General features: G+C 40.0%; 13 protein-coding genes and 1 pseudogene. 7 read left to right on the top strand and 7 right to left on the bottom strand.

What is annotated here, in order from left to right; genetic code table 11:
- Positions 1-93: 93 nt before the first annotated feature.
- The 4 genes from DC53_RS18050 to DC53_RS18065 form a co-directional block, all read right to left on the bottom strand.
- Positions 94-1,632, bottom strand: coding sequence for an OpgD/OpgG family glucan biosynthesis protein (locus DC53_RS18050; protein WP_033028488.1), 1,539 nt, complete (start codon positions 1,630-1,632; stop codon positions 94-96).
- 469 nt (positions 1,633-2,101) lie between these two features.
- Complete coding sequence (locus tag DC53_RS18055; RefSeq protein WP_033028486.1) at positions 2,102-2,935, bottom strand: hypothetical protein; 834 nt, start codon at positions 2,933-2,935, stop codon at positions 2,102-2,104.
- 499 nt (positions 2,936-3,434) lie between these two features.
- Positions 3,435-3,686 carry a Rho-binding antiterminator gene (locus tag DC53_RS18060; protein ID WP_033028485.1) on the bottom strand — a complete coding sequence of 84 codons (252 nt, stop codon included), beginning with the start codon at positions 3,684-3,686 and terminating at the stop codon, positions 3,435-3,437.
- Between the two features lie 10 nt (positions 3,687-3,696).
- Positions 3,697-4,536 (bottom strand): DUF417 family protein, encoded by an 840-nt coding sequence (locus DC53_RS18065; RefSeq protein WP_033028484.1) that lies wholly within the window; start codon positions 4,534-4,536, stop codon positions 3,697-3,699.
- Positions 4,537-4,786: 250 nt separating this feature from the next.
- On the opposite strand from DC53_RS18065, the pseudogene DC53_RS22710 reads away from it, so the two are divergent.
- A pseudogene (locus DC53_RS22710) lies at positions 4,787-6,285 on the top strand (DASS family sodium-coupled anion symporter).
- Positions 6,286-6,382: 97 nt separating this feature from the next.
- Entirely contained in the window at positions 6,383-6,817 is a 435-nt protein-coding gene (locus DC53_RS18070; protein WP_033028483.1) for a GNAT family N-acetyltransferase, read from the top strand.
- Between the two features lie 2 nt (positions 6,818-6,819).
- Here the strand turns inward: DC53_RS18070 and DC53_RS18075 are convergent, their stop codons facing one another.
- From DC53_RS18075 to DC53_RS21575, 3 genes are all read right to left on the bottom strand, one after another.
- A complete protein-coding gene (locus DC53_RS18075; RefSeq protein WP_033028482.1) occupies positions 6,820-7,455 on the bottom strand; it encodes a trimeric intracellular cation channel family protein in 636 nt (211 codons plus the stop codon).
- A gap of 744 nt (positions 7,456-8,199) precedes the next feature.
- Complete coding sequence (locus DC53_RS18085; protein WP_033028481.1) at positions 8,200-8,796, bottom strand: RDD family protein; 597 nt, start codon at positions 8,794-8,796, stop codon at positions 8,200-8,202.
- 105 nt (positions 8,797-8,901) lie between these two features.
- Entirely contained in the window at positions 8,902-9,072 is a 171-nt protein-coding gene (locus tag DC53_RS21575) for an ATP-binding cassette domain-containing protein (protein ID WP_081824533.1), read from the bottom strand.
- Positions 9,073-9,296: 224 nt separating this feature from the next.
- On the opposite strand from DC53_RS21575, the gene xdhA reads away from it, so the two are divergent.
- Genes xdhA through uraH form a run of 5 tightly spaced genes read left to right on the top strand, consistent with a single transcriptional unit; the run spans position 9,297 to position 14,849 of the window.
- Positions 9,297-10,796 carry a xanthine dehydrogenase small subunit gene (gene xdhA, locus DC53_RS18090; RefSeq protein WP_007378415.1) on the top strand — a complete coding sequence of 500 codons (1,500 nt, stop codon included), beginning with the start codon at positions 9,297-9,299 and terminating at the stop codon, positions 10,794-10,796.
- On the top strand, positions 10,783-13,122 hold the full coding sequence (gene xdhB / locus DC53_RS18095; RefSeq protein ID WP_007378416.1) for a xanthine dehydrogenase molybdopterin binding subunit: 2,340 nt from the start codon (positions 10,783-10,785) through the stop codon (positions 13,120-13,122). The genes xdhA and xdhB overlap by 14 nt, the downstream gene beginning before the upstream one ends.
- Positions 13,115-14,005 (top strand): xanthine dehydrogenase accessory protein XdhC, encoded by an 891-nt coding sequence (gene xdhC, locus DC53_RS18100; protein WP_033028480.1) that lies wholly within the window; start codon positions 13,115-13,117, stop codon positions 14,003-14,005. The genes xdhB and xdhC overlap by 8 nt, the downstream gene beginning before the upstream one ends.
- Positions 14,002-14,502: a 2-oxo-4-hydroxy-4-carboxy-5-ureidoimidazoline decarboxylase gene (gene uraD / locus DC53_RS18105; protein ID WP_004334571.1), complete on the top strand. Its 501-nt coding sequence runs from the start codon at positions 14,002-14,004 to the stop codon at positions 14,500-14,502. Before xdhC ends, uraD begins: the two co-directional genes overlap by 4 nt.
- Complete coding sequence (gene uraH / locus DC53_RS18110) at positions 14,499-14,849, top strand: hydroxyisourate hydrolase (RefSeq protein WP_033028479.1); 351 nt, start codon at positions 14,499-14,501, stop codon at positions 14,847-14,849. Before uraD ends, uraH begins: the two co-directional genes overlap by 4 nt.

Below are 14,849 nucleotides of genomic sequence, written 5' to 3'. Positions count from 1 at the left end.
TTTTAATGGTGTTTTGATTGGCGTTTTAAAAGACATTATGGTGGCTATAATTGACAGAAAATCAAAATATAGCCACCCGTTTTACTTTAATGCTTATTTAATCGTTACCTTTGCATCACTTACCCATGTTTCAGTTATAGCTTCATCATTTTTATCAACTAAATACGCGCGTATGTTCACCGGATTGTTGTTAGCTTGTTTGTAGTCAAACGCTAATCGCCATTGGTTTGTACCAACTACCGGATAAACTCCAATAGGTTCTAGTATTTCACCGTTGCTGGCTTCAACAATCGGCTTTATACCACTTTTGTTATCTAAGCCTTTAAATACTGGACCTTCAAAATCAATCACCATCTTGTTAACGCCTTCAGGAATAGGCTGGCCGGGAATTCCGCCTAAGCCTTGGCGAGTATTTACAACGCTTGCAAGCGTTTTTGATTTTGGATCGAGTGGACGCCATTCAATATCATAAGAAAAGGTAAACTCATCACCTTTGCGCGCCTCTTTTTCGGGCACCCAATAGGCCACAATGTTGTCAAACGTTTCATCTTTTGTTGGAATCTCTATTAACTGTACTGCGCCTTTGCCCCAATCGTCAGTAGGTTTAATCCACGCTGATGAACGCTTATTGTAAAATACGCCATCGTCTTGGTAGTTATTAAAGTCACGATCTCTTTGGATTAAACCAAACCCTTTTGGGTTCTCATCAATAAAGCTATTGGTCGACACCGACTGAGGATTATTTAATGGGCGCCAAACGTATTGGCCCGATCCTGTGTGAATAGCTAGGCCATCGCTGTCGTGAATTTCTGGGCGCCAATCTTTAGCTTCTGTTTTATCTTTTTGTGAGTACCAATACATACTGGTTAACGGTGCTACGCCTAAGCGTTCAACATCGGCGCGCATATACAAATTAGCCGTTACAGAGGTAATATGGCCTTTGGCTTCTTTGTTATCTTTACTTAAACCAAATCGATAAGCACCAGTGATAGAAGGCCCTTCAAGCAATGCCCAAACAGACACACTTTCACCTTTTTTCTCTGCGGGGCCAATCCAAAATGCAGAAAAGCGCGGAAATTCTTCTGGCTGATTCATGCCCGTATTAATTGCAATACCTCGAGCCGACAGTCCATATTGCCCCTCTGGCCCGTCGGTACGAAAATAAGACGCGCCTAAAAAAGATATCCAATCTGGTTTCATATCTGGGCGCATTATTCTAAAGCCTGCAAATCCAAACCCCTCTGGGAGATCGTGAGCTGGGCTGTCATCAGGCATATCAAAAACGTCATTACTAAAAGGTACATTTTGTACCTGATTTTCATCGTCTCTGATGTAAATACTTACTGGCTCTGGAAAATATCGCCCAGGGTAAAATAATTGTACAGGTGCCTTTTTTCCACTTGGATATAAAGTTTCATCTTCTTTAAAACGTATTTTCCAATGTTCGTCATACGTAATTTTATCGATAAGCTCAGGGGCTGGCACCTTAGTTAGCGTATAGGGCTTTTTGGCTGAGGCTTTTGCTAGGGCTTTTAAGTCTTCGAATGAAAACTCCGTTTTATCTACTGCTTCTGTCGCGTAAGACGACATCGAAGTGCTAAAAATAATTGCGATAAATAACTTTAATTTCATAAAAAGAATGTCCAATAAATTGAGTCAAATAAAAATGGGAACGCTGCACGAACGTATGTTTAACTTAAAGTTCTGTATAGATATTACGTGACGTAATATGAACTAGCGTTTACTAAAGTATTGTTATTTAACTCTTAGTTAATCTTTTTAGGGGCGGCGCGTTTGATGATATCGCTGAAGTGAAAATAAGCGGGGATAGCGCAATTTATTGGACGAAGCCATCAAGAGGTATGGATATATTTAGGTTTTAGTTGCCCACTATTCCAAGGCAAATATTTGTAGAGTGGCTGGTTTTTCTATTCGTTGTAGTTACATAGTTGATTTGGGCTAAAGCGTATAATAAGCAGTAAAAAGTGAAGGGTAAGCCTATATAGAACTCTGGTATTTAAATCGATAAGGATTACATTTAAGTGTTGAAAAACAAAGAGGCTCACCACTTTTAAAATTTGCAATTAATAGCTAAATTTGACTAGTCGTCCACCTCAGGGCGTGTTGTTACGTGTTTGATACGCTCTTTCAGTAACCGACCCTTTGCAACTGATTCATTTTTTAAAAAGTTAACCATAAAATGATAATCAGGGTGTGTTTTTAAACTACGACTAACAAAATACACGTTAGTTGTATTAATAGAGAATGTTTCTCTAATACCCGCTCCTGGATTTTTGCCTGCTAACAGGCTTAGTTTTAGACCAGGAATGTTAAACACTATATGTTGATAGCCATCATGATTTTTAATAGTTGGAAAGCCCATTGATGGTGTATCTACTATTTGATTATCAACATATACAGCTAGATAAGTATTTGCAGGAAGTTCAGTATTTCCTAATAGGTAATCTGAAAAAGCAATCATGCTTTCTTCACGAATTGAATTCTTTGTATCAGGAATACCGAACCCACTCCAATCTGTTGCAGACAACCTCCAAGCAATGCTTACAGCAAAGTACATGAAATTAAACGCTATTTCGTCGCTTGGTGGAAAATACCATATTTCATCTTTTACATGAGACAACGTTTTAAACTTTTTTATCTTTGTAGCTAGTTTAAAACCGTTAGGACGAGCCATAAAAGATATTACTTTATCTTCCCCATTTTTGGAGAATTTCAATTCACAACGCTCACAAAGTAAATACTTTTTAGCTTGCTTGTCAGTATAGGCTGCTGATTTATTAGAACCATTAATCACAACAATGTTTTTTCCGTGTTCAGGGAAACCTTTACTAATTGATCGGTAAACAGCTTTAGGCATAAAGTGACTATCTTTAAGCTTCGCTGATTTCGTACACAATGCACAGATTCCGTTCACCAAACCTCCTAAACGTATAACTTATTGAACAACACTTTGAGAGTTATAACGCCCCAAAACGGCGTATATTACAGTGTTCAATAATTCCACTAAACAACTTCAGTGTAAACAAGTAATTAAATATGTTACAAAAAACCCTTTGTAATTTTTTCACCAAAACGGTGTTTAATAATGTTATTGGACAAAACAAAAATAGAGCTTTATTTATGTAGCTACCTTTAGACCATAATTAACAAACGGACGGATACTAAGGGCTAGTTAAGGCTTATTGAGGCTTACTTATACTGGTTTAGCATTTTTATACGCTTTAATAGTTGGCGTTTAGACTTGTTCGGTGGAAAAACTCGAGTAAAGAATAAAAGAAAGTAATAGGAAAATTTTGGCTTTATGTATTTAGCACGTAATTAGCTAAAGCATTGGTTAGATAAGCGAGCCATAAACATATTGATTGATACAGACTCGCTGAGATATTTATGATAAAAACGAATGAGTGAGGTATTTACTTTACTTCAAAATTCACATGATCAAAGTATGGGTTTTTCTCACGCGCTTTAAGTATACTAATTGTAGTGAGCACAATGAGTTGCAACTCGCTATTTACACTAACAACTATGCATTCGTCTCTATTAGCATTGCGCTTTGTGTCAGTTGCTATCCCGCATACACCATCACCATTTTTTAATATAAGCTCAATGCTTAAATGGTGCATACAAGCAATTTCGATGTAGTCGTATTGGTTGCAACTGATCATAACGTCCTCTTTATTTAGTCGGTTTAAAAACCATTAAAAAAGCAATAACAACAAGGTTGGCTATATACCACAAATCTTTAATTACAAATTGCCCTAAACGATCCAATAAAGTGGAAGAGCTAAATGCACCGGTGGCGGTAATTAAGAATGTTTGGGTCATCATAAATACGCTTAAACACGCTAAGCCACTTACAATAATTAGCTTTTTATTATTTAAAAATAGCCCTAAGCCCAATAACACAGCAAATAATACATCAAACCCGCCAATCACGTTAGACGCGCCTTGTACGCTAAATACCGTGTATAACCACGACATAAACGGTGAGGTTTCTACTAAACTTACAATGCCTTTTGCTTCAAATTCATAAAACTTCATGCCGCCAATCCACAATAAAACCATAGCAACCGGTATAAAGTTTAAAAGTACGTGTTGTTTGTCGGTAAGTTTGTCTTTATAAAACAAAAATACATACAAAGGCACTACAGCAAAGTATTTAATTATGCCCTGCCCGCTACCAATGATTGGAAAGCCACCAAGTTGCGCCATCCAACGGTTACTGGCAAACAAGGTAAGTAATGCAACTAAACTTATAATTGCTGCAAGTAAAAGTGCTGGCGTAGGTTTCATTAGTTTAAGGCGAGCGAGCACGGTGGCAAACGCTAGAGCAACCATAAATGAGCCACTAATTAAACCTAACGCAGATACAGACATTAGCGAATCAACGCCATAAAAACTAAACGTAGCCGTTAACGTATTAGGGTTTGCTCCTAACGCAAACGATAAGCCAAGTAACAAAAAGCTACTCGCTAATAAAAAAGTAATCACGTTGTTGGTTAATTTTAAGTTCATTGTATTTCCAAGTATTCGTTGAGGTTTATAAAGACCTTACGAACCTATAAAACAATTCAAGCTAACTCTTAATAATCATAGTTGATTAAGCACACTGTAAGCTCTTATCGGGTAATGTAATCAATCACTTTAGTTTATAGTTTATTTCCTCTTTATTAATAAAATTAAATAAGTCTAATATTCATGTGATGTGCGTCATCTTTTTTATTATTAAATGAAGTAGAATAACGTTGCCTTTTCAATACACAGAATGCATGCATTTCTAAAACTTAGGGATATTTTAATGAAGGGTACTGATATTCGAGTTACCTCTGGACTGATTTCTGTAGCCATTGTTTTACTACTTTGGTTTGCTGTACCGCCTCCGCAAGGTGTTACCGAAAACGCATGGCATTTGCTCGCTTTATTTATTGGTACTGTAGTTGCCATTATTGGTAAAGCAATGCCTATCGGCGCCATTGCTATTTTAGCTATTACTTCTGTTGCGTTAACCGGCGTAACTAATGACAGCCCATCTGGCGCTATTAAAGATGCATTAAGTGGCTTTTCTAATTCATTAATTTGGTTGATTGGTATTGCTATTATTATTTCTCGGGGTTTAGCTAAAACTGGTCTGGGAAATCGTATTGGCTATAATTTTATTTCTCTTTTTGGTAAAAAAACAGTTGGTATTGGCTATGCACTCGCACTTTCTGAACTTGTTATAGCACCTGTAACGCCAAGTAATACCGCGCGAGGCGGCGCTATTATTCACCCAATTATGAAGTCGATAGCAACAAGCTTTGGCTCGTCCCCGAGGAAGGCACCTCTCGTAAAATTGGGCACTACCTTGCTTTAGTGAGCTACCATATAAACCCTATTACATCAGCTATGTTTATTACGGCGACTGCGCCAAACCCTCTAATTGTAAAGCTGATTGCTGATGCTACCGGTGCAAATATTAGTATTACTTGGAGTACGTGGGCGCTCGCAGCGCTTGTTCCTGGTTTGCTATGTATTGCCCTTGTGCCTTTGGTTGTTTATGCCATTTACCCACCTGAAGTTAAAAGTACGCCCGACGCTAAAACCTACGCAGAATCTAAATTAACTGAAATGGGCCCAATGAGTTATGGCGAAAAAATAATGGTGGGTGTTTTTGCTATGCTGCTTGTTTTATGGGCCGACGTACCTGCAATGATTTTAGGGGCTGACTACGCAGTTAACACAACCGCAGTGGCCTTTTTAGGTTTATCGGTTTTATTAGTGACTGGTGTATTAAGCTGGGACGATGTACTTAAAGAAAAGTCTGCGTGGGATACCGTTGTTTGGTTTTCAGCATTAGTAATGATGGCCACTTTTTTAAATAAACTAGGTTTGGTAACGTGGTTTTCAACACTTGTTGAGAGCAATATTGCACAACTGGGTTTTGACTGGATTGTATCGGCTATTATATTGGTAGCTGTGTATTTTTACGCTCATTACTTTTTTGCCAGTACCACAGCACATATTACTGCTATGTTTGCCGCATTTTACGCCGCAGGTTTAGCGCTTGGCGCTCCGCCTTTATTTTTAGGTTTACTATTAGCTGGCGCCTCATCACTCATGATGTCGTTAACGCATTACGCAACAGGCACATCACCCATAGTGTTTGGCTCAGGCTATGTATCGTTAAAAGACTGGTGGGTAATGGGCCTTATAATGAGCGTTATTAATTTAAGTGTATGGGGAATTATTGGCGGGCTTTGGTGGAAAGCACTTGGGTATTGGTAGTATTGCCTTTGTTAGCTTGGCTTGCACATTTAATACTGCGCACTTATTTTGATTAGTTCTACAAATATAAACATTAAGGCTGTTGCAAGGGAGCACTATGGTTTTTAAATTTATAAAGGCAGCATATTCAGACAGAGACTACTTATTAAGCCTCAGAAAACTGACTATGGTCGAACACTTAGAAAATGCTGGGTTATTTTTAACAGATCAACAGCATGTTTTAAGGCTTGATGATCAATATGACTGCTCCCATCTTATAGTTATAAATGAGGTACCAATTGGTACTTTAAAATACCAAACGCACGCTCAACACGTTGAAATAATGCAATTACAAATACATCCATTGCATCAAAATAAAGGGTATGGGAAAGCGGTTATTGAACAAGTAATTACAAATGCGCAGTCAAAACCCATTAAACTCACTGTGCTTAAAAACAACCCAGCATTAGGACTTTATAAGCGGCTGGGTTTTACTATAACGGATGAGGATAATTACGAGTACCACATGCAAACGCGAGCTACTCGTAACTAAAATTAGTCGCTTTGATCTCTGAAGTCTTTTTTTCTGAAAATAGTTAAATGCCAACCCCAATGCAAAGAACCTAATCTTAAAAAAATAGTCGTGAAAAATGAGCCTAAAATACACCAAATGTAATCTACATTAAGGCTAAATAAAGCAGCATAGACTGCACCACCCGCTAAACACGCAGAGGCGTAAGGTTCGCTGCGCATAACAGTTGGCACCTCACGGCAAATTACGTCGCGTATTAAACCACCAAATATACCTGTAGTAATGCCCATGGTAATTGCGACCACCATGCCAGAGCCATTAATGAGTGCTTTTTCTATCCCCATAATATTAAATAACGCCATACCAACAGCGTCTACCAATAAAAAGTAGTAGTTATTAACGCGCGGTAAATATCGAATAAAGGCAATTGTTGCTATAACGGCCCCATAGGTTGAATATAAATACTCTGGGCTTGCAATCCAAAATACCGGTTTGTTTAAAAGTATATCTCTGAGGGTACCGCCCCCTAGTGCAGTAACGGTTGCAACCACTACGACGCCAAAGCCACTAATGTTTTTTTCATACCCAAGCAATGCCCCTGCAACAGCAAAAAATGCAACACCGAGTAACCCTAGTACCATAAAGTATTCAGCAGTCATGGTAATTCCTTTTTAAAGTTTATTAGGAGTTGTATCAACTTACGTGCCAAAAAACTGAGTAAATATAAATAAACCAACAACTTAAGTAACTGAAATTTATAAGCTTATTTAATTTATTAAAAAACGTTAGCTATGTGATATTTAGTGAAGGATTAACAAGAGTAATTATTTTAATTATGGGTAGTTTTTACACGTTAAAGTACAGAGGGATTTTGTTACAGAGTTGCAGTCGAGCACTTTTAAATTTTAAGCAAAAATTAAATGAACAATAAAGCTATTACCAATATTACAAAAATAATAGGCAATATTGCATGTTGCCAGTTTTGTTCTTTATTTTGATTATAGAGTGTTTGCATTGAGCTTTTATCATTATTGGTAAAACTATGCTGGCACTGCATACAGTTTTGGGCTTTTATGCTCACCCAAGTACCACATTTAATACATGCGTAACACCTCGACAGTTTATCAAACTCGTTTGTGTTCCTAAATATTCTCATTTATCACCTCATTGATTTTCGCCGCGGTAAGAAAACCAATGAATAATATATATGTTGAGTAACAAATTAAAGAAGCCGCTAGTGCTAAAATTAGCTGTGTGTTGTTTTTCATAATCATCCTTGGTTACTAGTCAAAAAAATCGGTAAGGTTTTTTAATTATATTACCAATTTAGTGAAATACGCCATTTTGTAACTTTTGTTAATCAAACTTAAATCCGGGCAAAGTTGCCATAATTAATATCCTGATTAATCTACATAACTCACTTTTGTTCCCGCTAAATGATCATGTAAACATCGTTTATCTTTTCCAAGTATAAATAATGGATTAACAAGACCTGCTATAAACTGACCTACCGAAGGTGCAAGTGATAATAGTTGCATAGAAAGCATGCGTTTAAAGTAAATTGTAGTAAAGCTTGCTTGTGTACCATCTAAATTTTCAATACGGATAGACATTAAAGATTTACCAATTGTTTGTCCGCGTTGGTACATAAGGTAACCATGAAGCACTAACGTGCTTAATATGCCATAACCTAGCAAACCTGCAGATAAAGTAAGTGTTGGTTGGCTTAAATTATCAAACCCTACGAGCATGAATACAGGTATAAAACAAACAACACCTAAAACGCCATCAACAATAGCAGCCACTAGCCTATCTGAGCGCGTTGCTTTTTCTCCTGCTACTTTTGATACAATATTTTCAGATGGGCTCTGTGCTTCTCGCGTTTTAATTAAGTTGTCTATTTCCTTTGCTCGATCTGGGTAGGCTTCGCGATCTATAGCTTCCGCTGATGAGTAAAGCTCATCTAAAGTGTAGGTAGAAAAATCAATTTGAGAGTCCATTTAAATCAAGTCCGCATTTTCATTTAATCGTAATTTAACACAATTAATTTAGGTTATTCAAATGTTTATGTGATTTTAATAACATACCATAACGTGTTGACGTTGTTATAACTCGAACCGCAAGCGTGCTGCTAAATCGCGCGTATCAGCAAGTTCTTTTATATTCATTATAAAAAACATGTCCCCTTGGTCAGGTTTAATCACACCATAAAGCATTTTCATTAATGTGTTTTTACCAGCACCATTTTCACCTTTGGACCCACATATTAAAAGCATCCACTTTACCTAGCTTTATTTTTAAGGCTACGCCGTTATTACCTACACCTCGACAATTTTGCCGCTTCGAATCACCAACTGACCAAGCGGTCAACAATGGCATAGTAACTGCAATAAGCTAACTAAAGATGAAAAAGTATTTTTGTTACCCGTGCGCAAACAACAAGAGAAAACATACGCCAAGCCTTTATGTATCAGGCTTTATAAAAGTTAAGGGGGTCTGTGTGATTCAATTTTTATTAAATAACACGCCAATTGAAGTACAAGAATGTTCGCCAAGTCTCACCATTTTGGACTGGCTACGCACCAAAAAAGGGAAAGTGGGCACCAAAGAAGGGTGTGCAACTGGCGACTGTGGCGCGTGCACAATTTTAGTGGGTGAAGAGCGTATAAATGCAAACGGGCAAACTAGTTGGCAATACAAAACAATGAACAGCTGTTTATTGTTATTAGGTAATGCGCATGCAAAACATATAGTAACGGTAGAAGCTGTGACTACTGGCTTATACCCAAACTTAACCGATTTACACCCCGTACAACGTGCACTGGTGGAGTGTCATGGTTCGCAATGTGGTTTTTGCACGCCCGGTATAATAATGAGTTTGTTGGCTCTTTATATTAATGAACCAACGTACCCTGGTAAAAAAGCGGTTATTCATGCACTTGGTGGTAACTTATGCCGTTGTACAGGTTATAGCCCAATATTACTTGCAGCCGAAAAAGCCTATAGCTATGAGCGTAAAGCTGAACCGTACTCAGCAATGGCCGCTCAATTTAAAGCATCACTTAATACGCAATATGATGACGATATTCCATTTTTAAAAAATGGTCCTCGCAAATTTTACTTACCACAAACTGCCCAACAACTTGTTGAGCTAAAAGCGCTTTATCCTTATGCACATTTAGTTGCTGGTGGCACCGACTTTGCCATTGAGCTTAGCCAAAACATGCTCTTACCGGATGTAATTATCTCCCTTAGCCAAGTAAAGGATCTTTGCACCTTGGCAGATAACAACGGTGAGTTACACATTGGTGCAGCACTACCTTATAGCCAATTTGTTGAGGTGTTTTATAACCATTACCCAGAGTCAAAAGAGCTATTTGAACGCTTAGGCTCAAGCCAAGTACGTAACAGCGGCACACTCGGTGGCAGCATAGGGAATGCCTCTCCTATTGGCGATCCCGCCCCCCTTTTAATCGCTCTTAATGCATCAATGGATTTATTAAGCAGCGCTGGTACGCGCACTATTAAAGTTACCGACTACTTTATTGATTACAAAAAAACAGTTCTTAAAAGCGATGAAGTAATTAGTAAGTTCACCATCCCAAAGCGCCCAGAGTCACTAAAACTGGCGTGTCATAAAATATCAAAACGCTTTGAAGACGATATATCTACCGTGTGTTTGGTGCTTGCTATAGAGCATTCACAAAACATGATTACTCAAGCCCGCTGCGCTATGGGCGGTATGGCAGCTATTCCTAAGCGCGCGCAGCATATTGAGCAAAAGCTGATATCTCAATCATTACAAGTAAGTAGTTTTATAGACGCAGCAACGGCTATTAACGATGACTTTACGCCTATGAGCGATGTAAGAAGCAGTGCGCATTATCGCACTACGGTAAGCAAAAACTTATTACAACGCATTGGTATTGAGTTTTGTGAGCCGCAAGCACGCAACAATAACAACATTGCCATTACGAGGATCTCACATGCGTCACTTTGAAATGGATAAACTAAAAGCGCAAGGTGGTAGCGTTGGAGAATCTAAATATCACGAAAGCGCTATTAAACAAGTTTGTGGCAGTGCAAATTTTGCCGACGATAATCCTGAGCCTTACGGTTGCCTGCATGCATACCCAGTGCTCGCCCCTGTTACAAGCGGCTTTATTAAATCAATTGATACCAGTCACGCACTAGCAGTTAAAGGCGTTAAACGTATTTTATCTGCCGAAGATGTTCCGGGTAAATTAGATATTGGCCCAGTATTTCCAGGTGATGTACTGCTGACCAGCCATGAAATTCAATACCACGGGCAACCTGTGCTGGTAGTAGTTGCCGACACCTATGAAATAGCGCGCCGCGCTGCACGTTTAGTGGTTATAGAGTGCGAGCAAACTACACCCATACTTGATATTAAAGAAGCCATTAGCAAAGAGCACTGGGTAAGGCCGCCCCATTCACTTAACCGTGGTAACAGCGAACAAGCCATTAATAACGCAATCCACCAGCTTAAAGGCGAAATAAACATAGGCGGGCAAGAACACTTTTATTTAGAAGGCCAAATAGCGCTGGCGCAACCTGATAACGACGGGGGCATTCATGTTCAGTGTTCTACGCAACACCCTACTGAGGTTCAACACTTAGTTGCTAAAATTTTAAAAAAGCCATTTAGCTTTGTAAACGTAGAAACCCGCCGTATGGGCGGTGCTTTTGGCGGCAAAGAAACCCAAGGCGCACCATGGGCATGCCTTGCAGCCCTTGCGGTTTACCACCTTGGCTGCGCAGTAAAAATGCGCCTAGCCCGTAGCGACGATTTTAAATTAACCGGTAAACGCCACCCGTTTTATAATCACTATCATGTTGGTTTTGACGAAAATGGTTTAATAGAAGGTGCCGACATTACCGTAAACGGATTTTGTGGCTACTCCCCCGATTTATCAGATGCAATAGTAGACCGCGCCATGTTTCATGCCGATAACGCCTACTACTACCCAGCCGCCACAATTAAGGGTAATCGCTGTAAAGTAAATACCGTAAGCCATACCGCATTTAGAGGATTTGGTGGCCCGCAAGGAATGATTATGGGCGAGCTAATAATGGACGATATAGCCGCTAAATTAGGTAAAGATCCGCTTGAGATCCGAAAACTCAATTTATATAAAAAAGGCCGCGATACCACGCCGTACCATCAAACCGTAGAGCAACATATTTTAATAGATATGATTGCTCAGCTTGAGGAGTCGGGTGACTACTGGGCACGTAAAGAGGCTATTAAAGCATTTAACGTATCGTCACCTATTATCAAAAAAGGCCTTGCGATGACGCCGGTTAAATACGGTATATCGTTTACGGTACAACACTTAAACCAAGCCGGTGCATTAGTACATGTATATAGCGATGGTTCTATACATTTAAACCACGGCGGCACCGAAATGGGCCAAGGACTAAACACCAAAATTGCGCAAATTGTGGCCCACGGCTTTGGGGTGGATTTTAACGCGGTAAGTATTAGTGCTACGCGTACCGACAAAGTGCCAAACACCTCGCCAACAGCAGCTTCAAGCGGTACCGACTTAAACGGTATGGCGGCGCTAAATGCAGTAAACACAATAAAAGAGCGCTTAATTGATTTTATTACCGAGCACTTTGAAGTAGACAGCAACACTGTTGTATTTAAAGATAACCTCATTACTTTTAGTAAAGGGGAAATTAGCTTTAGCGAACTTGCAAATCTTGCTTATATGAATCGTATATCGCTTTCATCTACCGGTTATTACGCCACACCAAAAATTCATTACGATAGAGCTAAAGGTGAAGGCCGCCCATTTTTTTACTACGCTCACGGCGTAGCGCTCAGCGAAGTAGAAGTAGATACCCTAACTGGCGAAAACACGGTAACCCGCGTTGATATACTGCACGATGTAGGCAGTTCAATTAATCCAGCACTTGATATAGGGCAAATTGAAGGCGCCTTTGTGCAAGGTATGGGCTGGCTAACAACTGAAGACTTACAATGGAATGATAAAGGCCAGCTTGCAAGCTTTGGCCCAGCCAACTACAAAATACCAGCCATTGGCGATACACCTGCCGAATTTAACGTCAATCTTTATAACTCAGCAAATCCAGAAACCACCGTGTTTAGATCAAAAGCCGTAGGCGAGCCGCCATTTATGCTGGCCTTTAGTGTATGGAGCGCTATTCGTAATGCCATAAGTAGTGTGGCTGATTACAAATACACAGCCCCACTGGATACACCCGCAACCCCAGAGCGAGTATTGAGTGCAATTGAGCAAACCGCTAGTTGGTTTAAGGAGCATCAACATGACTAATTTAAATGAGTCGTTTCAGGGTTTTCATACTCAAAACTGGGCGCAGGCTATAAACGAGCACGAACAAAGCGGCACTAATTATGTAATTGCCACGGTACTTGGCACAAATGGCTCAACCCCACGCGGCACAGGCTCAAAAATGGTAATAAGCGGCGAGCATATTTACGACACTCTTGGCGGTGGCCACCTTGAATACGTAGTAATAGAAAAAGCCCGCGAACTACTTGCCAAAGGCGAAGCCGCCCAAGTAATTGAGCAATTTAACCTAGGTGCAAATTTAGGCCAGTGCTGCGGCGGAGCTGCCACCGTTATGCTTGAATGCATGCAATGCGAGCGCTTTACCCTCGACATTTATGGCGCAGGCCATGTAGCACAAGCGCTTATTGGTATATTGGCACAGCTGCCTATGCGCATACGTTGGATAGATAGCCGCGCAGATGTATTCCCACAGACTATTCCAAATAACGTAGTAAAAGTGGTTGATGAAGAGCCCACAGAACAAGTAAAGCGTGCACCTAAGTCTAACAACTACTTAATATTGACCCATAACCACCAGCTCGATTTTGCCCTCACCCAAGCCATTATTAAACGCGCTGATGCCAATTGGCTTGGTGTAATTGGCTCTGACACTAAAGCCAAACGTTTTAAGCAACGCCTAGCCCATCGCGATTTTACAGCCGACCAAATACAGCAAATGACCTGCCCTGTTGGGCTTAATAACATTACGGGCAAATTGCCAATGGAAGTGGCTATTTCGATTAGTGGACAGCTAATTGGCCTTTATCAGGCTATGCAAACCCAAGCGCCAAAACGCCAAGGCTTGCAATGGCGCACACTAAAAAATGCCTTAATTAGCACCACGCAGGAGGAAGTAAACGCATGAGCAGTTTACAAATAAATACGCTAAATGATGCACAAGCAAAACAAGCACTTGAGCATTGCTGCGCGGCCCCTAACTGGGTAGCGGGCATGATAAAAGCAATGCCATTTAAAAGTGCTCAACAGCTGTTTGAATGCGCACAAAGCATATGGGATAGCCTTGGCGAGAGCGACTATTTAGCTGCCTTTGAAGGCCACCCGCAAATAGGCGACTTATCAACCCTTAGCAAAAAATACGCTGCTACCGCACAAAAAGCGGGGCATGAGCAATCAGGTATGAGCAAAGCAAACGAGGCCGTACTTACCAAAATGATTGCCCTTAATAAAGAGTACCTTAGCAAGTTTGGCTTTATTTTTATTGTGTGCGCCACCGGTAAAACGGCCGAACAAATGCTCGAACTCATAGAGCAGCGCATACACAACACCCGCAGTACAGAGCTAAATATAGCCGCGGGCGAACAAGCCAAAATAACAAAAATAAGATTGGAGTCACTGCTATGAATAAAAGTATGAACAAAAGCCCTATTACCACCCATATACTTGATACCAGCACCGGAAAACCTGCGGCAAACGTTGCTGTTAAGCTATTTAAACTTACAAATAACGAATGGGTACAACTAACCCAAGGCACAACCGATACCGATGGGCGAATTACCGACTGGCTAAATACAGAAGTAGAATTTGCAACCTATAAGCTAGTATTTGATTTAGATAGCTACTACCAAAACCAACCTACCCCTGCGTTTTACCCAGAGGCGCAAATAACGTTTAGATTACAAGATACTAAACATCACCATATCCCATTGTTGCTTAGCCCGTTTGGCTACTCTACATACAGAGGTAGCTAA

The organism is Pseudoalteromonas fuliginea, from assembly GCF_000690055.1.
Taxonomy (GTDB): Bacteria; Pseudomonadota; Gammaproteobacteria; order Enterobacterales; family Alteromonadaceae; genus Pseudoalteromonas; species Pseudoalteromonas fuliginea.
This window is presented reverse-complemented; position numbering and strand designations above follow the sequence as displayed.